Below are 22,263 nucleotides of genomic sequence, written 5' to 3' on the forward strand. Positions count from 1 at the left end.
GTTTTTCCTAAATGTTGAGCGAAACTCACCAATAAATAGGCGATCATCGCAATCCAGATTTGTGTCTGAATTGCGTTCCTGCTGCGGCCTAGAAACGCTTTTAATTTGAGATTCTGCTTAATCGCCTTAAAGAACAGCTCAACTTTCCAACGATCTTTATAAATCGCCGCAATGGTGGAGGCGGCTAAATGAAAGTTATTGCTGAGAAAACTAAAGTGCTTGCCACTTTGCTGATCTCTATATTCAATTCTTCTTAACACTGGGGCTTTTCTTTTTAGGGCATGTGCGCTATTCAGCTGAATGGTTTCATCTTTTAGAATACCTTTGGATTCAAGCACTGGATGTTGCTGGATCACCTGATACACAGATTTAGGCCTAAAACGTGTGACAAATCCAATGTTTTGAGCAGTCAGATTTGCATACCATTGGTAATCGACATAGCCTTTATCAAAAACTACAATGCTGCCAGCAGGAAACTGGAATTTGCGGCCTTGTACCATGTCATTTTCTTTGCCATTTTCAACTGCAACAAACTCAGGAATATCATTGCTGTGATTCAATCCTATGCTGAGTTTCATGCTGGCTTTTGAGTCGTGAACTTTGGCCCATTCACATAAGGAAAGCGACAGGTCAATATGACTGGCATCCAAGGAATACAAGGGATTCTTAAAGCGAAATTTATGAGCTACTTTTGAGTGTTCATAGTATTTAAGCAACTTGTAAAATAGCTGTTGATATAAGGCAGCAGGCTGCTGCTCATTGATTCGTGCCAGCGTGCTTCGGGGAATAGACTTTGCTCCGAGATGACTTAGCTTTTCCTGTTGGCACTCCAAATTGGATTGAATATCTCTCAGACTTTGCCTACAAGAGAATTGAGACATCAATATGGCAATAAACTGATCCCACCGGGAAGCCGCTCTAAATTTCTGTCCAACATGGTGTACTTTAGCAAGTTGTTCAAAATCCTGTCGCACAACAGGTTTAATTAGCTCATGAAATACGGTATTCTGATGGGACAAAACCTGAATCCTGGTCGTTAAAGTGTTTGTTTGCACTCATATTTTAACTGTTAGGACTCAGGTTTTTTTATTTAAAGCAAACTATGGGACAGCAGTGGCCCGAAGGCTGCCTTTTCTTAGATGATTGTTATGGTTTAACCACCACCATCACCTGAATCGCTTCTGGGGTTACAGACAGACCATCCAGTAAGCTTAAACCTTCTTTCTGCAGTTTTTGCAGACGAGAAATTTCATCTTCACGGATGCTTGGGTTGAACTGTTTCAGATAAGTCAGACGGTCAATTTCATATTGCCATTTGCTGCCATAGACTTCCTTCGCCTGTTGCTTGAATTGCGGCAAAGCAGCACGAGCCAGTTCCAGTGCCTGTTGATAACGTGCTTCAATTACTTCACGACGCGCTTTTACGACCTGACGGCAGCTATTGCCATCCAGATGATGCAAGTATGGCTTCAGGATTTCTGGTGCAATTTTTTGCGACAGATCCTGACCTTTTTCGCTCAGCAATACCCGAACCAATTGCTGTGGCAGGCTTGATGGCAAGTTCAGTGCTTTCGGTGCCACCACATCCACTTTAAACCAGACTTCAAGCAATACTGAACCTTGTGGCAATGCAGCAGACTTCAACACCGCAACGTTGGTACTACCAAAACCTTGCGTATTGATCATTTCCATCACACTTTCAGTGAATGGATGTTCAAGCGTCAAGTATTGAGCATCTTCACGGATTTGTGCCTGATCACGATAGAAGGTTGCAGTCATGCCCTCTTCATCCAGAGTCAGACCTTGCACCTGCATTTGATCGGTTGGCTTGATGATCACAGTACCATTACTTTGCTCATCAAAATCAATGTTGGTCGATGCCATAAAGCGCTTCATGAACATTGGCAAAGTCGTATTATCGTCATAGTCTTCAAGCGCAGTGACGATTTCCTGTGCCACCATTGGACGGCAAGAGTTGTATTCCAACAGACGGTCACGGCCTTCTTGCAGTTCTGCTTCCAGCGCCTGACGTTGTACAGTCACTTCTTCTAGCAGGTCTTCAAAAGCCTGACCTTTATCAGCAAGTAAACAGTCTTTTAATTCAATAATGAAGTTTTCTTGCAATGTTTGCGCAGTTGGCGAAATATTGCTGAAAATATTCAGTGCTTCGTTATACCAGCGGAACATACGCTCTTGTGCAGTACCGACCAGATAAGGCACATGGATCTGGATACGATTTTCCTGACCGATACGATCCAGACGACCGATACGCTGCTCAAGCACATCTGGATTTGCTGGCAAGTCAAATAGAATCAGGTCAGAAGCAAACTGGAAATTACGGCCTTCAGAACCAATTTCTGAACACAGCAAAATCTGTGCGCCATAAGACTCTTCAGCGAAATAAGCTGCTGCCTGGTCACGTTCCAGCAGGCTCATGCCTTCATGGAACATCGCAGTACGGATACCAGCATGAAGACGTAGCACATTTTCCAGTGCTTCTACTACTGGACCACTACGCGCAATCAAAAGCACTTTTTTGTGTTTGAGATCAGTGCGAAGTTTTTCCATCAACCACATTACTCGTGGGTCTGATTCCATCCAGGAACCATCAAGCTGTGATTCTTCGGGCCACATTTGTTCACGTAACTTGCCATCTTTAGACCAGTTTTCAGGTGCTGGTAATGGTGCTGGCTGGCAGTCCCGCCCCGGGAAGCCCTGAATGGCTTCACGAGTATTACGGAACAGGATACGACCTGTTCCATGGCGGTCTAGCAGTTCGTGAATCGCACGGAAACGTTGCTCAGGGTTATCTTCAATACGATGACCAAGCAGACCTTCAAGTGCTGCCAGATGCCCTTCTTCAAGTGGCATATCTGACATTAGCACTTCAGCAATTTTTGCAGTCTGCTGATATTGTGCTTCCTCATCCAGGAAACGGTCTAATGAACTGAAACGTTGTGGATCCAGCAAACGTAAACGCGCAAAGTGCGATTCCACACCCAGCTGTTCAGGTGTTGCCGTTAACAATAATACACCTGGTGTTTTTTCAGATAGTTCTTCAACCAGATCGTAACGGTCGTTACCTCCCTCTTCTTCACTCCACATCAAATGATGCGCTTCATCGATAACAAGAAGATCGAAACCAGCTTCAAGCGCCTGCTCACGCAGGTCTTCGTGGTCAATCATCAGGTCAATAGAAGCAATAATGCGCTGTTCAGTCAGAAATGGGTTCAGATCAGGATCGTGTTCTTTGATCGATGCAGTACGAGTTAAATCAAATAGTGAGAATTCCAGATTGAAACGACGGCGCATTTCAATCATCCACTGATATTGCAGTGAATCTGGTACCAGAATCAGAATACGTTCAGAACGGCCGGTTTTTAGCTGTTGGTGAATGATCAAACCGGCTTCAATGGTTTTACCCAGACCTACTTCATCCGCCAGCAATACACGTGGTGCAAAACGTTTACCGACTTCGTGTGCGATATACAGCTGATGCGGAATCAGTCCTACACGTGAGCCAACCAGACCACGTAACGGGCTGCTTTGCATATTGGCTTGCATGAGCATGGCTTCAATGCGTAGATCATACCATTCTTTATAATCGATCTGGCTAGCCAACAAACGGTCTAATGGCTTAGACAACTGAATGGTTGCACCAATACGGGTTTCATTCAGAGCTTTACGTTCTTCAGTACCATCACTTAAAGTACGTACAACCTGATAACGCACCACGCCGTTGCGATCTTCAAAAGATTCAACCGTCCAGGTATTGCCTTCCTGGTCTTGCAGTTCATCATTTACATTAAAAATGATACGAGACAAAGGCGCATTGCTACGTGCATAGACACGGGTTTCGTCGCTTTTCGGGAATAAAATGCTGACCGATCGCTCATCAACATCAATGAGAACCCCCAGACCGAGTTCTGTTTCAGTATCTGATAACCAACGTTGACCAATAGCAAACTGCTGCAATTTTTCCACCTTTATCTTAAGTACAAGACTGTAAAGATTATGCTCAAAAATAACACATCATTTGAGCAAAATTTCACACCTTCAAGCAATATATTTTGACACAAAGCCCACCAAAAGTGGGCATCAATAACGACGATTAAACAAGTATTTCCTAGAATGGTGCAGGGCAATAAAACTCGACTTTTTCTGCATTTTTAGGATGAATAAAACTGAGCTGTTCTGCATGCAGACACAGGCGTGGCATCAACTGTTGCTGTTGCACTGTAGCATATAAAGTATCGCCAATAATTGGATGACCGAGATACTGCATGTGTACACGGAGCTGATGTGAACGGCCGGTAATGGGTGTCAGTTTGACGCGAGTAACGGGCTGTCCCTGAATTTCAAAATGCTCGACTGCCTGCCAGTGGGTCAATGCGGGCTTATTATGATTTGGTTCAGCAACATGTAATGGTGGACGGCTTGGATCATAGATCACCGGTATATCGACAGTACCTTCACCGTCTAATGTTCCGGCTACAATAGCTTGATAGGTTTTATCGGTTTGGCGTTCCTGAAACTGGCGCGAAATAGATTTTTGTCCTTCACGGCTTAAGGCAAAGACCAGAATTCCTGAAGTGTCCCGATCGAGACGATGAATAAGCAGTGTTTTTGGTTCTAATTCTACTAATCTGTTAATCAGGCAATCTTGCAAATCTTCTGTTTTACCGGGTACCGTGAGTAAACCTGCCGGTTTATGAATGACCATAAAATCGTCATCACGATGAATCAGATGTTCGGTTAGAAAATTGCTCAAAGTTCAATCCCTGGCTGATCGCGCAAAACAAGGCGGCAATGATAGAAAGCTTGGCACAGAATTACAATGTCGTTTTCTGTAATTGCCGATGAAATTTCCGATTATATTAAGAAAATTACCCAATTCGTGATTATCTGCGTGTTGATTGCAGAACAAAACTCACCAGTTCTTCTAGTGAAGGATATTCATAAACATCTTCATAACGGATATTTGCACCATTAGCGCGCCACACACCAACCAGGCTTACCACAGCGATCGAGTCTAGTCCGTATTGTCTTAAATCTACATGTGGATCAATATTTAGTGCATCCATATCCAGCTGTTCAGCTACTGCTAACATAATACCTTTGCTCGACAACACATATTCTGCTGGCGCACTCAGATTCCATAATCGGGTCAAGCTATAACTATTCATATGATGCAAGCCTTGTGCCGAAATATTATCAATCCACTGGATATGCTGTTCCTGATTTGGCAATAGGATCGCATCATCAATCACGCAAATTTGCTCAGTCACACTTTGTAAATGTGGCAGGATTTGTTTCAACATTGGGGTGATTGTGCCTGCAAAGATTAACTGTGGATGGGTTGAGGCATATTCACCGAGTTGCTGCATACCTTGAATCAGATCATCACCGTACAGATCAACAATGGGAATATCGAGTGCTTTGGCTTTGTTGCTGATTTGAATCAGGTTGTGCATAAGCACACTGTCTTGAATGCCCTGTATCATGCGTAGATTTTGTAAGCCTACAAGAACTAAAACAGATTGTGCTGATGCCAATTGCCATTTGGCTTGAGATGGTGCGAGTTGGATTTTTTTAGGCATTGGGTACAGCATAGTAAACTCTTATAAATACAAAATGGCATGAGGATTCATGCTATTTTAGTCTAGTCTCAATTTGAAAAAATTTTGATTGTACAAACATTTATTGAACTAATTTCATATAACACCCTTATATTAAATAGACATAAATTTAGTAAATTATTCATGCTCCATCTTTAGAAAAACTTGCAGATTCTTTTTTAATTTGTAATCCTTGTCACTAAGGGTGTCTAGCTAAGCTAAGGCAGGTGTGTGTTGTAGTCGGGCCGCTACAATAATGATAAAGAGCGCCTGTATGTTGAATTTCAAGATTTTTAATAAAGTCTCTACAGAAGTATTGACGATAAAAAATGACCTCCAGCTTAATTCTGAGCAGCAATTAATTAATAAATATAGAACTTCTACTTCTGAAGATTATAGACAAGCTATTGTTTTGATCTTTAAAGAACGTGGTTACACTAGACTAGAAATAGGCCAAATATTCGAAAGGTAAATTTAAACTTTTTCTAAAATTAATATAATAAACTTGACATGAAATACGATTTTTATTTTATATAGAAAACCCCCCTCATTACCGATTGGGCTTTTATTTGATATTTCACGTTCCACGCTTCATTTTGGAACAATTTATTGAATTGAGTTAATCAATTTCTATTTTGAATTAGCTTAGCTGCGCCAAAAACTTCTCAATCGCCACCTGTGCAATCTCCGCATCTTCAAATGACTTTACACCAGATACACCCATCGCACCCACCAACTGCCCTTGATACAGAATCGGCTCACCACCTTCCAACATACCCGAGAAGGTATCCATTGTCAGAAAGCCCATTTGGCCGCCTTTAATAATATCTTCAAAAAGCTTGGATGGACGGCGACTAATTGCAGAACAATGTGCTTTTTCCAGACATAAATTGGCAGTCATAGGTGAAGCACCATCCATACGCTTCATCGCCAGCAAATTACCCGTTTCATCTACGACTGCAATACTGACATTAAAGTTATTCTGAATCGCATATTGATGGGCTTGATCTAATAAAAATTCTGCATCGCTTAAAGTCAAATAATGTTTGGTTTGCATTTTGATCTCAAATTAACTGAAGCTTCCCTCTCCTTTTAGGAAAGGGTTAGGGAGAGGTGTGATTTTTATTTACAACGATGAATACCTTCTCCTGAGCGAATATTAAAAGCATTGCTTATAAAATGAAGCCCAAGAGAAGGTTAGGGAGGATTCTAAAAAAGCAAATTTACTCTTTCATTTCTGCAAAAGTTTCTTTAGCAGCCTGGATCGTGAATTCGATATCTTCATCGCTGTGTGCAGCAGAAATAAAGCCAGCTTCAAATGCGGAAGGTGCAAGGTTCACACCACGTTTCAACATACCGTGGAAGAATTTACGGAAAGCATCAACATCACATTTCAACATTGAATCGAAACTGGTGATGTCTTCCTGATCAGTAAAGTATAGACCAAACATACCACCGACTTGTTGGGTCTTGAACGGAATACCAGTTTCATCCGCAGCAGCTTGTAAACCAACCAGCAGTTTCTCAAGTTGCGCAGTCAGTTTTTCATAGAAGCCCGGTTCACGCAGATGCTTAAACATCTCGATACCAGCACGCATTGCCAGTGGGTTACCTGACAAAGTACCTGCTTGATACACCTTACCAAGCGGTGCGATGCATTCCATCACTTCACGTTTACCTCCGAATGCACCCACTGGCAGACCTGCACCGATGATTTTACCTAAAGTGGTCAAATCAGGAGTTACGCCATAATGTGCCTGAGCACCGCCAAGACCGACACGGAAACCTGTCATCACTTCATCAATAATGAAAACTGAATCATGCTCATCACATACATCACGAATGGCTTGAAGGAAACCGTCAATCGGTTTTACAAGGTTCATGTTACCTGCCACAGGTTCAACAATCACACCCGCAATTTCAGAACCAAACTTAGCAAAGCATTCTTTTAAGGTAGCGATGTCATTATATGGAAGTGTTAAGGTATGTTTTGCAAAGTCCGCTGGTACGCCCGCAGAAGTCGCTTCGCCCTCGCCTTTGGTCAACAGGCCTGAACCTGCTTTTACCAGTAAGGAATCAGAGTGACCGTGGTAACAGCCTTCAAACTTCACGATCTTGTCACGGCCAGTATAACCACGTGCCAGACGGATCGCAGTCATCGTTGCTTCAGTACCTGAGTTGGTCATACGAACCAGTTCAATTGATGGCATGATATCGCAAATGATATCCGCCAAAGTCGTTTCATGAACCGTCGGTGCACCAAAGCTTAAGCCATCTACCGCAGCATCCTGAACAGCTTTAATAATCGCTGGATGCGCATGACCCAGAATCATCGGGCCCCATGAACCAACATAGTCCACATAACGTTTACCATCAACATCGTATAGATAAGCACCTTGTGCCTTTTCGATAAAGACTGGCGTACCGCCTACGCCGTTAAAAGCACGTACAGGTGAGTTTACGCCACCTGGAATATGTTTATTGGCTTGTTTAAATAGTTGTTCTTGCTTTGGAGATAAACTCATGAGAATCACTCAACTCAAAAAAATAAGGTAAGAAATAAAAAATTAAGCTTGTTCAGCAAATAGTTCTGACCAGTCATACACACGTTGACCAACAGTAGACATTGAACGACCTAAAACATCGCTAATAACCGCACAAAGATCCGCACCTGCCTCAATCACCTCTTTCGAGTTTTCAACAGTTAAGCCACCAATTGCACAGATGGGTACATTTAATTTTTGCTTGGCCAGTTTTAAGGTTTCCAAGCCAATATTGCCCGCTTCAGGTTTGCTATCAGTGGCATAGATCGCGCCAAATGCCACATAATTTGCACCATCTGCAATGGCTTGCTCAGCAAGCTCAAGTGAGTTGTTGCAACTACGACCAATCAAAACATTTTTAGGTAACCGTTCAACAGCTTCCCGAATGGAACCATCACCCTGCCCCAAATGCACACCTACGCCATATTTTACCGCAGTTTCTAAATCATCATTAATCACAAATGGAACTTTATATTGTTCACACATTTGTTTCATATATTCGATTTCATAAGCCTGATTTTCTTTCGCCACTTTTTTACGACGATACTGAAGTACTGCAACTTCATAAGTTGCCATCGCACCTTCAAGTTTCGCAAGAAGAAGTTCAATTGGATCATCATTGGTAATTAAATATAAACCGCGCATGACTGCCGCCATTCAAAATACATCAGCTATTATAGGCATAACCAAGAGCATGATGACACCATGCAAACTTATATAACGACATATTTTCAGTAAATAAATACAAGGAATGCAGTATCAAAATAACCAGTTCATTTAATGTGGAAAATTAATAATTTCATGGATAATTTATATCTGCTATTTGACTTAAATAAATCACATAAAAATAATCATCAGTTATGAATCACTCATTTGATACCCTGATTTTTATGCACCCAATTTGTAGGAGCATTGCAGAATGTCAGGTAATAATTTTACCTTGCCGGATGTTGGCCATAAAAAAAGCCCGGAGAAGGTCACTCCAGGCATGGAAAACTGTGTAATTCTTGCTGCTATATCTTTTGGTAAAATATTACCTTTAGACAACGCCTTAATTATTAGAACATTAACTCTAAGCTTGCAAGCGTTTTCCTGTAATTTTGATGACCCATCAATACATTTTTTTATTTTTTAATCCGTTTTAACTTGGAATCTTGTCCTGATCACGACTAATCAGGCTGATATTGCCACGCAATACATCAGCAAACATACGCCAATCCGAGACAAAACTATATAGTGGCTGCTTAAAGCTAGCGGGCTTGTTTTTCTCAAAAATAAAATGTCCGATCCAAGCACAGGCATAACCCGATGCCAGTCCATAAAGAAAATATTTAGGTTTACGCTGTATGATCGCCTTGCTAAAGAAATACAGCCCGATACTGCTCCCTGCTACATGCAGACGGCGACTCATAATATTGCGGTGTTCAGTCAGATAAAATCGATAAAATTCATGATAATCACGGATCGGCATTGGCTGGCTAACTGCTAGCGTCAGATTCGCTTTAGGTTCTACTTGTGCATTCATGGCATCATCCTGATATTTTTAATTTCACATTAGCGCATTATTTAAACATTTAAAAGTGCGATTTCATGCAGTGAGCTTTCTCAGCTATGTTTAATTTTCCTTGAATCTAGCATGCTTTCAACTGCTTAGGCATGAATAAATTCTATCAATTTAAACAGGTTCATGATTTTTTTAGCCTGGTCAAGTCTTACTAAAAAAATGATTTTAGTTACAATCTTCGACTTAAAAATTAAAAACATGATTGCAGCGTGTATGTGCTCACATCCACAGCATATACAAAGCATCATCAGCTCTGTCTATCACCTTTATAGACAGTACAAACAGGATATTTATCATGGTTGAAGTTGAACTTAAATTTCAGATTCCTGCAGCACGCCGCACTGCGCTGTTAAAGGCACTTGATCCGAAGAAGTCCGAACAGATTCAACTGCAAGCCAAATACTATGACACCGAAGACCGTCTGCTTTCAAAAAGTGGCGTAGCCCTGCGTCAGCGTCTGGAAGGCACTCGTTGGGTACAAACCTTAAAAGCAGCCGGTAAAAGCCATATTGAACGTTTTGAACATAATCATGACCTGGGTGAACTGGAACGGGCACCTGAACTGGATCTAAATATTTATGCCACTGCACCAGAAGCGCAACAAATTTTAAATAACGCACTGGGTGATCAGATCAGCCAGCTCAAGCTACAGTTTGAAACGGATATCACCCGTACCCTGCGCGTGATTGAATATGAAGGCACTGGAATTGAAGTTGCCCTCGATATCGGTGCGATCCGTACTCTAGATGCCGAACAGGAAGTCCATGAAGTCGAATTCGAACTAAAAAGTGGTTCAGTTGAACAATTGCTGGCATTTAGCTTTGAATGGGTTAAGAAATATCAGCTATGGCTCGATGTGCGCAGCAAAGCAGAAATCGGTAACCTGCTTGCAACGCAGCAAAAAGTTAGCCCAGCGGTACCAGCTAAAGAATTCCAGCTCAGCAAAAAAGATAGTGCAGCCAAAGCTTTATGTAGTCTGATCGCCCAGCAGATGCAGCATTTACTGCCTAATATCGCAGCAATTTCAGCGCAGGTCGCAGAGCAGGATCATATCGATCAGGCTCAGCAAGCGCTAGAGCATTTGTATCTAAGTGTTCTGTTATTTAAAAACTGGCATTCTGGCATTTCAGACAAATGGGCACATCAGCTGGAAGCTTTTAAGAAGCAGTTTGAACACTTGCAGCATTTACAGCATATGCAAAGCACATTAGCCGCCTTTTTACAGAATCCGACTACTGCAGAAAACCTGAGTAAAGATATTCTATATGCCAAGGAAAAACTGGGTAATCTGGTGAAGTCGACACAGAATGTGCATCACTATCTGGAACTGCTGATCTTTAGCCTGAAAGAAGATGTCAAAAGCACACAGGATTTAAAAACCGTAGCGCAGGCAACTTTGCAACAGCAATATAAAGCTTTACAAGAGCAGATGAACCAGACTGAAATCCATGATTTTGAACAACTGGATCTACTTGCGGTGCGTATTCAGGAACTGAAGTTCAGCTTTCCAATTCTGACCTCAATTTATGATGTGAAAAATCTACAGAAATACAGCAAGGCGCTGAATGATGCGCAGCTGGCAGCAGCTGAATACCAGACTCTAGCCTCCTCAGCAGTCTATATTCAGCAGACTGAGCTTGAAGCCAGTGACTGGTTTGTCTTGGGCTGGCTGACTGCAAAGCAGGAAGTTTATGCGCAAAAACTGCTAGAGGCCACAGAACAGTTTCTGATAAGCCGCAAGTTTTTAAAATAAAGTCGCTTTATCAAGTTTTATTGCAGTTGTAGAAAATCTATCCTAAAGCACTTCAGTCGCAGAGGTGCTTTTTTGTTGCATTTGCAGCTTATCTTTTCCAAACGCTTTGGGCTATATTCACTATTATAATTATTAGACGCCGTATCGAGGAGGAGCACCCGATGGCAGAAATCGAACTCAAATTTCAAGTCCCCTCCCACATGCACGCACAGCTGCAACAAGACTTCATCAGTTTAACGCTAGTGCGTAATCATCTCTGGGCTCGTTATTTTGATACGACTGAGTTACAGCTGCGCGAGCATGGCATTGCTTTACGGCAGCGCCTAGAAAATGAAATCTGGCTACAGACCCTTAAAGCTCCTGGGAAACAGCCTTTTGAACGTCTGGAGGTGGAATTTGAGTTAGGAAAAGAACAGCCTGAACAATGTGACCTTAAACACTATAAAAATTATCCTGAAGTCAGTGAACTGCTCAAAGAAGCATTAGGGTCACTAAAAATTCCTTTACATCTGCAATTTGAAACTGAAGTGCAACGTTCTATTCATGTAGAAAACTATAAAAACAGTGTGATTGAAATTGCTTTTGATCAAGGTGAAATCCGGCATGGTACAGAATTTATTGCCATTTATGAGCTGGAATTTGAACTCAAACAGGGACAGCTGAGTGAACTGATCGAATTTGTACAACCCTGGATCCAACGTTATGACTTATGGCTAGACAGCCGTAGCAAGTCAGATCGTGGCTATGCTTTGCTTGAAGGCAGCAGCATTACACCTGCTCAACATCAACTGCCGCTGGTATTAGGCAAGGATGATAACTTACATGGCATGTTGCAGAAAATTATTAGAAATACTTTGCAGCACCTACTTCCTAATGCAACGGCGCTATCTACTGAATATTATAATAGTGAACATATCCATCAAGCTCGGGTCGCTATCCGTCGTCTGCGCAGTGCCTTACGCTTTTTTAATGTCGATGAGCTAGAAATTCCTCCTATTTGGGTGGAGCAACTGACTGAGCTTTTTCAGCAACTCGGTGCAGCACGTGATCGCGATGCCTTGGCAGAAAGCTTATTGCCACAACTTGAAGCTGCCGGATCACCGATTCTGAGCTTACCACCGGCAACAGAAGAAAATGTCCATGTAGAACAGTTATTCCGGGAACCAGAAACCAATTATCTGATACTGGACTTACTGCGTTATAGTGAGGCTGAACCTAAACAGGTCGCTACAGATATTCGTATGCTGTATAAGCGTCTAGGCAAATTACATCAGCAGATCTGTGCCGATGCTGAACAGTTTTGTGAGCTGGCAATTGAAGATCAGCATCGTACCCGTAAGCGGGTCAAGCGTTTACGCTATAACATCGAATTTCTGCAAAACCTGTTTCCAGCCAAACAGGTGAAAAATTATCTTAAAGCGTTAAAACCGCTACAGGAAAGCCTGGGTCAATATAATGACCTGCATGTTGCAGAAAGCCTATATCAACCTTATGTGAAACGAAAGCCTAAAGCATGGTTTGTGCTGGGCTGGTTACATGCGGAGCAACAGCGCCTGCAAAAGGAAATTCAGGCAGAGTTACAGCAATTTGCCCAGGTACAGCCTTTCTGGAAGAAATAGATCAGTAAATACTTAACGATATTTACCGTAAACTTTCCAGATATTGTTATCGGCAAGCGGATCGTTATAACTGTCACTGCGCTGTTTACGTGGCTTATCTCGTGCATCTACCAGTTCGAAATTCTGCTCTACGCTCAGAACAATACCATTCACATAGAATCGAGTCCGGGTATATTCACTTTGCCCATGCTGGAACACATAAGTGCGTAAATCGACAAATTCCCGATGTGCCACCAGCGCTGCTGTCTCATCACTGTCTAGCCAGCGTTGCATCGCCTGAATCTGTGCCGGCTCGAATTGACCGCATTTTTCTACCAGACTGGCAATGCCGCGAAAAGTTTTTGATTCTTTGGCGCGGGTTTTATTGATCCGGATACGATCGACATGAAAATAGAATAATGGCAGATTTAAATGGCTAGGCAGATGAACTGCATCCAGCACTTCATCTTCCATAAAAGGCTGAAACAGATCCTGCGCCCTTTCAATCAGACCCGTCCACTGATGATAATATTCTTCCACCTGCGACTTGCTGCCATAATAAATTGGTAGTCCTTCAACATTGGTCAGATTGACTGGTGGCCAGATATTTTGACGTAATAAGGCAATGTCACTTTTTAGGCTTTGTACAGCAATTGCATCTTGCATGGGAATCACATTTTTATGCTTAGGCTATTTTTAGATTAAGGCAAAGGTTTAGTTTCTGCAAGGCTTTGCCTATAATAAGTCGATTAAGATTTTAGTGTCAGGAAAAATTCATGGTTCAAAAGATTGAAGCGACCGATGTAACCGAAGAAGAAGCATTAAATGCTGCATTCTTTGAACGTGCTGATGAATTTATCAAGCAAGCCAATGAGTTTAGCCGCGTAGAAAAAGGCTCTCAGGACAATCCTGCAGAAAAGCGTGGTCAAGTCAGCGCTTCGATGCTGTTTGCAACTGCCCGTTTTAATACCTGGGTGGCAGCCAACAATTTCAAAGACGGCAATGAAATGCGTGATGCCAAAGATCAGGTGATGTCTTACATTCTTCAGCAGTTCCAGATGATGCTGGAAGACAATTATGATGAATACTGCGAGCAGTTCGAAAACTATTTGCGCTTCCGTCATAACGAAGAATTCCATGCTAACAAGCATAAACATGATCATGACCACGATCATTAATGCTCAGCCCTTCGGGGCTTTTTTTATACCTGGCATTTTTAGATCAACTTTTTGCATTGACGCCCGTATTATTTTACTTCTATATAGCAATAAGAATAATTCCAATAACAACAAGGAAAGTCATGCAGCTTAGCTTCCCCATCATCGACCCACATATCCATCAGTGGGATCCCTATCACACCCCTCATGCGGCAGCACTGGCAGTCAAACTGTTTGGTAAGCATCCTCGCCTGCTGGACCGTATGGTGCGCCTCCTGAATCCCAAACCAATTATTGAAACGATAGGCCTGACTGAACACATTACCGCACCTTATTTACCTGCCCATTATAAACAGGATATTGGTCGTTATCAGGTTGAACAGGTGGTACATATTGAAGCTGGCTGGCATGAACACAAAGGCACAGGTGTCGTGAATGAAACCCGATTTGTAGCCGGTCTGCCTTTTCAGGCACACGATCTGGCATTAGGTGCAATTGTGGCTACGGCGGATCCACGCAGGAAAGACTTTAAAAAATTACTGCAACTCCATCAGGAAGTTTCGCCCAAGTTTCGTGGGATCCGTAAAATGGCTTCCGTGCATCCGGATAAAGGCGTGCATGCCTGGGCTGATGAACCCCATTTGTACCTTAATAAAAAATTCCTGAAAGGGTTTGAACATCTGGCCAAAGCCGGGCTGAGTTTTGATGCCTGGGTCTATTCCACCCAGATTTCTGATGTGATTCATCTTGCCAAGACTTTCCCTGAAACACCGATTGTTCTGGATCATCTCGGCACACCTGTTGGACTATTTGGCACAGTGGGTAAAGGTACCGGAAAAACTGCACAGGAAAGGCAACGGATTCTAGAAAACTGGCAAACAGATCTGGCCAAACTGGCAGAATGTCCGAATGTCATGACCAAAATCTCTGCGCTATTTATGCCAGTGCTGGGTCATCATTTTCATCAGCAGCGACAATTAGCTTCCAAAGCACAGCTGATTGAACTTGCAACACCTCTAATTCAGCATGCCCTAAAATGCTTTGGAACGGATCGTGCCATGTTTGCCTCCAATTTTCCGATGGATCGGGTCAGTGCAAATCTAGTTGATATCATTGATGCCTTTAGCGATATCGTACATAGTCATGATGAAAATGCTTTAAAATCTGTTTTTTATGACAATGCTAAAGGTTTTTACCGGCTTTAAAGGTTGAGAAAATGGCCAGAAATTATGGAATATCCATTACTTTTCACCTTATGGAAGATATTTACTACTATTAAAGAATAAACATTTCCCTTCCTTATAAAAAAACCTCCTGTATTGAGGAGGTTTTTTAGTCAATTTTATCAGAATTAGGCAGATTTAACGTTTCGTAAGCGTGGTCTGATTTACTGGCTGCCCATATTGATCCGACATCACTTCTACCAGCTGATCAGTATTCAGATACTTCTGAATCACTGCATCGATATCTGCTTTGGTTAAGGCTGCCACCGCGCGGTCACGTTTCTGACGATAGTTCAGGTCACGGTTTCGTTCCAGCTGAGGCACCAGCATGCTATGAATACGGCGATCATCTTCCAGTGCTGTGACACGTTTTTTCAGAATACTGGCTTTTGCAGCTTCGACTTCTTGTGCAGTAACACCTTTGCTACGTAGCTCAGCAATCACTTTACGTATTGAATCCGATACTTGGCCAGAGCGTCCTGCGGTATAGTTTGCGCCAAAGGCCAACGCACCGGCATTGTCCCATTCAGCGAAATCTACATTGGCACTAAAGCCATAGACCAGGGCATTCTTTTCACGTAATTCCTGTGCCAGACGAGAAGACAGTTGTGAATCACCCAAAATGTGTCTTAATACCAGTAATGCAGGTACATCTGGATGATCTGAACCCACCGGAATTGAAATGGCGGCGACATAGCTGCCAAACTCGCGCTGTTCCGATAGTGCATGTACCTTTTCAGCAGTACGCGCGACATATTCAGACTTGAGGCGGGCATAAGGCTCATTACTCTTCCAGCCCTCAAATTCCTGCTTGATCAGCGTCTGCATCGCCTTAGGCTTAAATTCACCAGTGACCGCAACGCGGGCATGATGGGTTTTAAAGAAACGTTGATACAGTTGCTGGACCTGTTCACGCGTCGCTGCGTTGATCTGCTGTTTAGCCAAGTCAGGTTCAAAGTGATAACGTAAATCTCCCGGCTCATAACGCTCAAGCAGACGCGCAAAAGTCAGACTGGTCACTGTATCTGGTTCTGTATAAGGACGGTCTAAGCTGGACAAAGACTGAGACTTGATCAGGTCAAACTGGCTCTGCTCAAAAGTCGGATTTTTCAATACATTTAGAATGTATTTAAAATATTCTTCAAAATATTCTTTCTTGGCTGAAATCGAAATATTCAGGCCATTGCCTGATGCACTGACATTGGCCGAGCCACTCACTTCAATGGTCTTATCTGAAATCTGTTGCAGGCTCTGAGTCTCAGAAGCCCGCATGATCAAGTAAGCCATCAGATCCAGCAATTCTCCTTTATGCTTGAGTGTTTCAGCTGTACCAAAATCAAGGGCAATCGTCGAATAGACTTTGTCATCGCGAGTCTGGGTTGGGAACAAAGCATACTGAATGCCATTTTGCAGTTTGCCACGCTGGATCTGCTTTTCTTTGCTGGTCAGTAGCTTTTTAGACTCCTTCACATACTGCTTTACTTCAGCTTGGTAAACCGAAACATCTTTTAAAGGTTCTTCAGTGACAGGCTGTTGATCCAGGGTTGGTTTGGCTGCTGCAAACTGCTCTTGCTGTTTGGCTGTTTTCTGATCTTCAGGCGTAGGTACAATATTGCCCTGAATGCGGTATTCCGCCTTAAAAAAATCTTTATAGATAGCGTTAGCATCTGCCACAGTCAGGTTTTGAATTGCATTCAGATCCTTAAAATATTTGCTCCAGTCTCCATTCGAAGATGCAATATAATCACTCAGGCGTGAACCTAGTGCTGCTGCATTATTTTTAATGTTTTCAGCGGCATTACGGCTCATATTTTTGACGCGGTTCAGCTCAGTTTCATTAAAACCTTTGCCTTGCTCGACACCAGCCTGTAATGTCTGTTCAACCTTTTTCGCATCATGATTCGGCGCATAGACTGCTCCCATGAAAACCATATTGAAGTCCTTATCTAGCCAGGTGGCAGACTGTACAGCTGTCGCTGTTCCCTGCTCGACAACTCCCTGATACAGATGTCCGCTCGGCTGCAAGGTGTACAGCGTTGGTGTTACCGATAATGCGTTCTGCTTAGCTACTTCTGAACGGTTCAGATAGATATTGAATTTGGCAAAATCACTACCCTTGGCCACAGTAAACTCACGCTGTTTAATCTTTTCAGGACTTAACTCCGGCACTTTCGGCTGTTCTGGTACAGAACGTGCCTTGATTGGACTAAAATGCTGGTCAATATATTTCAGTACCTGTTTCTTGTCGAACTTGCCTGAAATTACCATATAGGCATTATTTGGTGCATACCAGGTCCGGTAGAATTGATTCAGTTCCTGCATATTGATCGATTGCAGCTCGTTTAAATCGCCAATTGGCAGACGACCGAGATGCTGGTTGCCATAAGCCGATTTAAAGATTTGATCCATCAATACTGAAAATGGCTGATCCAGACGGATTTCACGTTCACGTTTAACAATATCAATTTCAGTTGGTACATATTTTTCTTGTAGTACCAGCTTATCCATCCGTTCTGCTTCAAGCTGAATTACCGCAGCCAGTGCAGTGCTTTCAGGGCGAACCAGATTGGTATATTTGGTAGAATAATAATCCGTACTGGCATTCGATGAGAGTGTGTACTGATCCAGACGACGCTGAAATTCATCGCCTTTAATATTTTCAGTCCCTTTAAAGGCTAAATGTTCTAATAGATGTGCCAGACCACCTTTCCCCTGCGGATCGTTCAATGAACCGGTGAAATAGACCGTATTCATAAAAGTCTTATTTTCTTTGTCATTTGGTGCAAGGACAATTCTTAAACCATTATCCAGTTTATATTCTTCAATATTTTGTTCTGTTTTTACCAATACTGGTTGAGCAAAATTGAGCGTCGCTGCGCCCATTAAAAACATGGAAAGTGTTAATTTTTTAAAACGTAGTGACATTCTGGATCCAGCAAATTTAAACATGAACTTTTTATTCAGTGAACATCATAGAGAATGACTCTCTTGTTGTGAGTTGTATTTTTATAAAAGCTGCTGTTCACAGCAGCTTTTAGATATTCTATCTGATTAAAGCAGAATTTCAGCTTTCATATACAGCTTGCCATAACCTGAAATTTCAATCCGGTCATTATCCTGCATCTCGCAATACAGCACACCACCCCGGCTTGATCCCTGATAAACAACCAGCTGCTGTTTTCCGAGTTTTTCTGCCCAGATCGGTACGATTCCGGTATAAATTGAACCTGTCACCGGATCTTCATTAATGCCATTACTTGGCGCGAAATAACGCGATACACAGTCATACTGTTCTGCACCCGCCGTTAAGGCGACATCCAGCAAGGCGCCAGTCGCTGTAATCGCGGTACGGCGGTCATTGACCTGTTTCAGTAATTCAAAATCCGGAGTCTCATCCAGCACATCCTGTACCGACTCATATTCGATAATATAGGCCTGTTCATTTAAATAGACATTTTTAAAAGATTTGGTCAAAGCTCCACGCAACATAGCAGGATATTCATCGACCAAAACTGCCCGACGGATCGGGAAGTTCATACGGATTTTTCCATCTTCATCTTGACTAACTGTAAAAATACCGAGATTTTTTACATGAAATCGAATGGTTTTATGCGAGGTATAATCCAGAAATAATACAAAGCTGCTGGCCAGGGTCGCATGCCCACAGAAATCAACTTCTTTCGTTGGCGTAAACCAGCGAATTTCATAGTTTTCTGCATCAATGGTCTTCACAAAGGCAGTTTCAGATAAATTATTTTCCAGCGCAATGTTTTGCATCAGGCTCTCATCCAGCCACTCATCCTGCACAATCACCGCAGCGGGATTGCCCTTGAACAGCTCCGTAGTGAACGCATCCACTTGATACATTTTCATTGCTTAAACTCCTTTTGTTTAGCGCTTTAGTTTAAAAGCTTTTTTCGCCAAAAAAATTTATATATGTTAATAAGCCAATAAGTGCATAATTTTTAGCACGTACATTTTTTTATTTTAAGGTTTGCAATGTCTAATCCCCATCTGAAAGCTGTACCCTTGGAAAAATCCTATCGTTTGCTCAATCATGGTCCAACGGTGCTGGTCTCTGCCAGAGATCAGGAAAATACGGATGTTATGGCCGCAGCCTGGGCTTGTGCACTAGAATTCCAGCCAGCTAAAGTCACTGTAGTTTTAGATAAAAGTACCAAAACCCGCAAAATTATTGAAAATTCTGGTTACTTTGCTTTGCAAGTTCCCACGCTTAAACAGCTGAACATGGTGCAAGCTGTTGGAACGATCAGCATGCATGATCAACCCGATAAGTTAGAACAATGTGGTGTGGAACTGTTCCAGTTTGATCAGTCAGACATTCCGGTTGTAAGTGGTTGTGCAGCCTGGCTGCTGTGTGAACTGATTCCTGAACCCCATAATCAGCAAACTCATGACCTGTTTATTGGCAAGGTCATTGCGGCTTATGCTGACGAGCGCGTGTTCCGTGATGGACACTGGTATTATCAGGACGTGGAGCGTGAATGGCGCAGCATTCACCATATTGCAGGGGGGCATTTTTATAGCATTGGTGATCCGGTTTCAGCGGATGATATAGACTGATCACCCAACCTATACACTCTTAAAATCAGATACATGAATCATCAACAAACATTGACCCAGCATCTCCATATGCCGGGTAATTATGCTAATTTACTAAATAACTTCGAACGGTTTAACTGAAATGATGCCTTTCAAAATTCACTGTATAGACGTCAAAAATAACTTACAGAATTATATCTGGCTGCTGGAACATACAGACTCCAAACAGGTCGTGGCTGTTGATCCCACAGAAGCCGGACTGGTACAGGAATATTGCCAACAGCATGGGCTTGAACTGGCACAAATCTGGTTAACCCACTGGCATAAAGACCATATTGGCGGTGTACCCGAACTGATTCAGGATAAAAACATTCCAGTATATGGTCCTCGTGAGGAATTGAGTAAAATTCCATTCATCAGTCATCCTCTAGAGCATGAAGATGAATTCGCTTTTCATGGTATCGATGTCAGCATCATCAGTGTACCGGGACACACTTTAGGCCACATTGTCTACTTTATTGATGCGCTAGATGCGCTGTTCTGCGGTGATACCCTGTTTGCAATGGGCTGTGGACGGGTGTTTGAAGGTACTTTTGAACAGATGTACCACTCTCTATGCCGTCTGGCTGCATTACCCCCGCGCACCAAGGTGTACTGTACACATGAATATACACTTTCCAATGCCCAGTTTGCACTGCATGCAGAACCGGATAATCTGGAAATTCAGGAGCGCCATGAACAGGTCGAACGTCTGAGAATGCTAGGCCAATGCACCTTACCCAGCACGATTGAAATTGAACTTAAAACCAATCCTTTCTTGCGTGCAGACGGCGTTGAAGAATTTGCCCGTTTAAGAACCTTGAAAGATAATTTCTAATTAGGGTTTTAGAGAATCTGATTGCTTTGCGCGTAGGCATCCAGCTCTGCTTGGGTCACAACGCGTAAAGCATGCATTTCATCCACCCGAACCAGTAATAAACCGCCCAGTGCTGGCTGATAACGTCTTGCGCTCCCGAATGGCGTATATGCCACTTGAGACTGTACGGTAAATTCAATCCAGTCCTCATGTCCCAACATGACAGCAACCGGTGTCTGATCCTCTTGCTGCATACGTTCAATGCAATCCTTTACATATTGTTCAATATTTACTTGTGTCATATTCAGACTCACTATTTTTTACAAGTATAAATTATTCTACACATTGATCGAGGACCACTTATTGCAAAAAATGGTCAACCAGATGATTGCTGCAATCTCTACCCAAATTGAAATGAATAACAATTCGACCAGTTGTAGATGCCCCCTAGCTGCTACATACTCAAAACTTTATTATGCTTAAATTTTAGTCAATCAGAGTACGATTTCTAATATTTAGTTACAACATCTAAAAGCATTCATAAATCATAAATTTAGCTATTTATTAGTGAAAATTCATCCAATTATTTGTCTATAAAAAAAGCATTTTCAGGAAATTTAAAGAATTTTTAAAATTTCCCCCTTTAAAAAATTTTTATTCACCCTAATTTATTAAGGAACAGTGATGAAGGAGTTATCTCGTGAAAAAAGTGGTGAAAGCAAAAAATCTTCTGGCATTCCGTCTATGGCTTGAAAAATTGGGGTATTCCGTACGTACCTTGGCAGACAACCGTGGGTTTACATTTAGTTTTAAAAAAGAATACGGTCTAGTGACCTGTGATCTCTCTGGTAATACCCTTGCGATGCAATTGGGTGAAGAATTCGAAGACCATTTGAAAGCTTAATTTGCGTCACTTTTAACGCGAAAGATCAATTCAAACATCTTAAGTTAACGCCAAGCTAGCCCATTTCGATGGGCTTTTTTATAGCTATAAAATTTCAGGCAAAAAAAAAACAAGGCATCAACCTTGTCTCTTTTGAGTGGTGGGGACGGAGAGACTCGAACTCTCACACCTCGCGGCGCTGGAACCTAAATCCAGTGCGTCTACCAATTTCGCCACGTCCCCATCGGGTACCAACTTATCGCCGGCTTTCTCAAACTTTAATGGCAGAGGATCAAGGATTCGAACCTTGACGAACGGTTTTGGAGACCGTCATGCTACCATTACACCAATCCTCTACTCGACCATCTCTACTCATTCTCATAAGTAAATTTGGTGGGGACGGAGAGACTCGAACTCTCACACCTCGCGGCGCTGGAACCTAAATCCAGTGCGTCTACCAATTTCGCCACGTCCCCGATGGCTGTGTATATTATAGAGATCATTT

21 protein-coding genes and 3 tRNA genes are annotated in these 22,263 nt (G+C 42.4%); 9 read left to right on the forward strand and 15 right to left on the reverse strand.

Going from position 1 to position 22,263, the window contains the following annotated elements; translation table 11 throughout:
• From ACTJIX_RS14170 to ACTJIX_RS14185, 4 genes are all read right to left on the reverse strand, one after another.
• A partial coding sequence (locus tag ACTJIX_RS14170; protein WP_180066246.1) for an IS4-like element ISAbe18 family transposase occupies positions 1–1,019 on the reverse strand: 1,019 nt, incomplete at its 3' end.
• Positions 1,020–1,146: 127 nt separating this feature from the next.
• On the reverse strand, positions 1,147–3,984 hold the full coding sequence (rapA, locus tag ACTJIX_RS14175; protein WP_440611552.1) for an RNA polymerase-associated protein RapA: 2,838 nt from the start codon (positions 3,982–3,984) through the stop codon (positions 1,147–1,149).
• Positions 3,985–4,126: 142 nt separating this feature from the next.
• Positions 4,127–4,771, reverse strand: coding sequence for an RluA family pseudouridine synthase (locus ACTJIX_RS14180; RefSeq protein WP_005221683.1), 645 nt, complete (start codon positions 4,769–4,771; stop codon positions 4,127–4,129).
• 130 nt (positions 4,772–4,901) lie between these two features.
• Positions 4,902–5,612 (reverse strand): phosphopantetheine-binding protein, encoded by a 711-nt coding sequence (locus ACTJIX_RS14185; RefSeq protein WP_008304729.1) that lies wholly within the window; start codon positions 5,610–5,612, stop codon positions 4,902–4,904.
• A gap of 280 nt (positions 5,613–5,892) precedes the next feature.
• Here ACTJIX_RS14185 and ACTJIX_RS14190 point away from each other — a divergent pair, with 280 nt between their 5' ends.
• Complete coding sequence (locus ACTJIX_RS14190) at positions 5,893–6,090, forward strand: hypothetical protein (RefSeq protein ID WP_004812396.1); 198 nt, start codon at positions 5,893–5,895, stop codon at positions 6,088–6,090.
• A 168-nt stretch (positions 6,091–6,258) separates the two neighbouring features.
• Here the strand turns inward: ACTJIX_RS14190 and ACTJIX_RS14195 are convergent, their stop codons facing one another.
• The 3 genes from ACTJIX_RS14195 to thiE form a co-directional block, all read right to left on the reverse strand.
• Positions 6,259–6,675: a GlcG/HbpS family heme-binding protein gene (locus ACTJIX_RS14195; protein WP_262478915.1), complete on the reverse strand. Its 417-nt coding sequence runs from the start codon at positions 6,673–6,675 to the stop codon at positions 6,259–6,261.
• 166 nt (positions 6,676–6,841) lie between these two features.
• Positions 6,842–8,143 (reverse strand): glutamate-1-semialdehyde 2,1-aminomutase, encoded by a 1,302-nt coding sequence (gene hemL / locus ACTJIX_RS14200; RefSeq protein ID WP_348892911.1) that lies wholly within the window; start codon positions 8,141–8,143, stop codon positions 6,842–6,844.
• A 42-nt stretch (positions 8,144–8,185) separates the two neighbouring features.
• Complete coding sequence (thiE, locus tag ACTJIX_RS14205; RefSeq protein ID WP_348892913.1) at positions 8,186–8,806, reverse strand: thiamine phosphate synthase; 621 nt, start codon at positions 8,804–8,806, stop codon at positions 8,186–8,188.
• Positions 8,807–9,080: 274 nt separating this feature from the next.
• On the opposite strand from thiE, the gene ACTJIX_RS14210 reads away from it, so the two are divergent.
• The gene (locus ACTJIX_RS14210; RefSeq protein ID WP_004812390.1) at positions 9,081–9,296 is read left to right on the forward strand and encodes a hypothetical protein; all 216 of its coding nucleotides are present in this window, start codon (positions 9,081–9,083) and stop codon (positions 9,294–9,296) included.
• Between the two features lie 6 nt (positions 9,297–9,302).
• Here the strand turns inward: ACTJIX_RS14210 and ACTJIX_RS14215 are convergent, their stop codons facing one another.
• Positions 9,303–9,686 carry a DUF962 domain-containing protein gene (locus tag ACTJIX_RS14215; RefSeq protein WP_004812387.1) on the reverse strand — a complete coding sequence of 128 codons (384 nt, stop codon included), beginning with the start codon at positions 9,684–9,686 and terminating at the stop codon, positions 9,303–9,305.
• A 334-nt stretch (positions 9,687–10,020) separates the two neighbouring features.
• Here ACTJIX_RS14215 and ACTJIX_RS14220 point away from each other — a divergent pair, with 334 nt between their 5' ends.
• Entirely contained in the window at positions 10,021–11,478 is a 1,458-nt protein-coding gene (locus ACTJIX_RS14220; RefSeq protein WP_048882081.1) for a CYTH domain-containing protein, read from the forward strand.
• A 161-nt stretch (positions 11,479–11,639) separates the two neighbouring features.
• On the forward strand, positions 11,640–13,097 hold the full coding sequence (locus ACTJIX_RS14225) for a CYTH and CHAD domain-containing protein (RefSeq protein WP_004894233.1): 1,458 nt from the start codon (positions 11,640–11,642) through the stop codon (positions 13,095–13,097).
• Between the two features lie 12 nt (positions 13,098–13,109).
• Here the strand turns inward: ACTJIX_RS14225 and ACTJIX_RS14230 are convergent, their stop codons facing one another.
• Entirely contained in the window at positions 13,110–13,742 is a 633-nt protein-coding gene (locus tag ACTJIX_RS14230) for a hypothetical protein (protein WP_008304746.1), read from the reverse strand.
• A gap of 110 nt (positions 13,743–13,852) precedes the next feature.
• Between ACTJIX_RS14230 and ACTJIX_RS14235 the strand changes: the two genes are divergently transcribed.
• On the forward strand, positions 13,853–14,254 hold the full coding sequence (locus ACTJIX_RS14235) for a DUF3144 domain-containing protein (RefSeq protein ID WP_004812380.1): 402 nt from the start codon (positions 13,853–13,855) through the stop codon (positions 14,252–14,254).
• Between the two features lie 122 nt (positions 14,255–14,376).
• Complete coding sequence (locus ACTJIX_RS14240; protein ID WP_108675929.1) at positions 14,377–15,438, forward strand: amidohydrolase family protein; 1,062 nt, start codon at positions 14,377–14,379, stop codon at positions 15,436–15,438.
• 156 nt (positions 15,439–15,594) lie between these two features.
• Here ACTJIX_RS14240 and ACTJIX_RS14245 read toward each other — a convergent pair whose 3' ends face one another.
• Entirely contained in the window at positions 15,595–18,381 is a 2,787-nt protein-coding gene (locus ACTJIX_RS14245) for a M16 family metallopeptidase (protein WP_308912522.1), read from the reverse strand.
• Between the two features lie 126 nt (positions 18,382–18,507).
• Positions 18,508–19,329: a PhzF family phenazine biosynthesis protein gene (locus ACTJIX_RS14250; protein WP_108675927.1), complete on the reverse strand. Its 822-nt coding sequence runs from the start codon at positions 19,327–19,329 to the stop codon at positions 18,508–18,510.
• A 126-nt stretch (positions 19,330–19,455) separates the two neighbouring features.
• Here ACTJIX_RS14250 and ACTJIX_RS14255 point away from each other — a divergent pair, with 126 nt between their 5' ends.
• Both ACTJIX_RS14255 and gloB read left to right on the forward strand, forming a co-directional pair.
• On the forward strand, positions 19,456–20,040 hold the full coding sequence (locus ACTJIX_RS14255) for a flavin reductase family protein (RefSeq protein WP_004894223.1): 585 nt from the start codon (positions 19,456–19,458) through the stop codon (positions 20,038–20,040).
• A 121-nt stretch (positions 20,041–20,161) separates the two neighbouring features.
• Positions 20,162–20,896 carry a hydroxyacylglutathione hydrolase gene (gene gloB, locus ACTJIX_RS14260; RefSeq protein WP_348892916.1) on the forward strand — a complete coding sequence of 245 codons (735 nt, stop codon included), beginning with the start codon at positions 20,162–20,164 and terminating at the stop codon, positions 20,894–20,896.
• A gap of 8 nt (positions 20,897–20,904) precedes the next feature.
• Here gloB and ACTJIX_RS14265 read toward each other — a convergent pair whose 3' ends face one another.
• Positions 20,905–21,177 (reverse strand): hypothetical protein, encoded by a 273-nt coding sequence (locus ACTJIX_RS14265; RefSeq protein WP_048882074.1) that lies wholly within the window; start codon positions 21,175–21,177, stop codon positions 20,905–20,907.
• A 398-nt stretch (positions 21,178–21,575) separates the two neighbouring features.
• Here ACTJIX_RS14265 and ACTJIX_RS14270 point away from each other — a divergent pair, with 398 nt between their 5' ends.
• Positions 21,576–21,779, forward strand: a complete 204-nt coding sequence (locus ACTJIX_RS14270; protein WP_004812366.1) for a hypothetical protein — start codon at positions 21,576–21,578, stop codon at positions 21,777–21,779.
• Between the two features lie 137 nt (positions 21,780–21,916).
• Here the strand turns inward: ACTJIX_RS14270 and ACTJIX_RS14275 are convergent.
• The 3 genes from ACTJIX_RS14275 to ACTJIX_RS14285 form a co-directional block, all read right to left on the reverse strand.
• Positions 21,917–22,001 (reverse strand) — tRNA-Leu (locus ACTJIX_RS14275).
• A 39-nt stretch (positions 22,002–22,040) separates the two neighbouring features.
• A tRNA-Trp gene (locus tag ACTJIX_RS14280) sits at positions 22,041–22,114 on the reverse strand.
• A gap of 35 nt (positions 22,115–22,149) precedes the next feature.
• A tRNA-Leu gene (locus tag ACTJIX_RS14285) sits at positions 22,150–22,234 on the reverse strand.
• Positions 22,235–22,263 lie beyond the last annotated feature (29 nt).

This window comes from Acinetobacter sp. 22323, from assembly GCF_052044895.1.
GTDB lineage: Bacteria > Pseudomonadota > Gammaproteobacteria > Pseudomonadales > Moraxellaceae > Acinetobacter > Acinetobacter schindleri.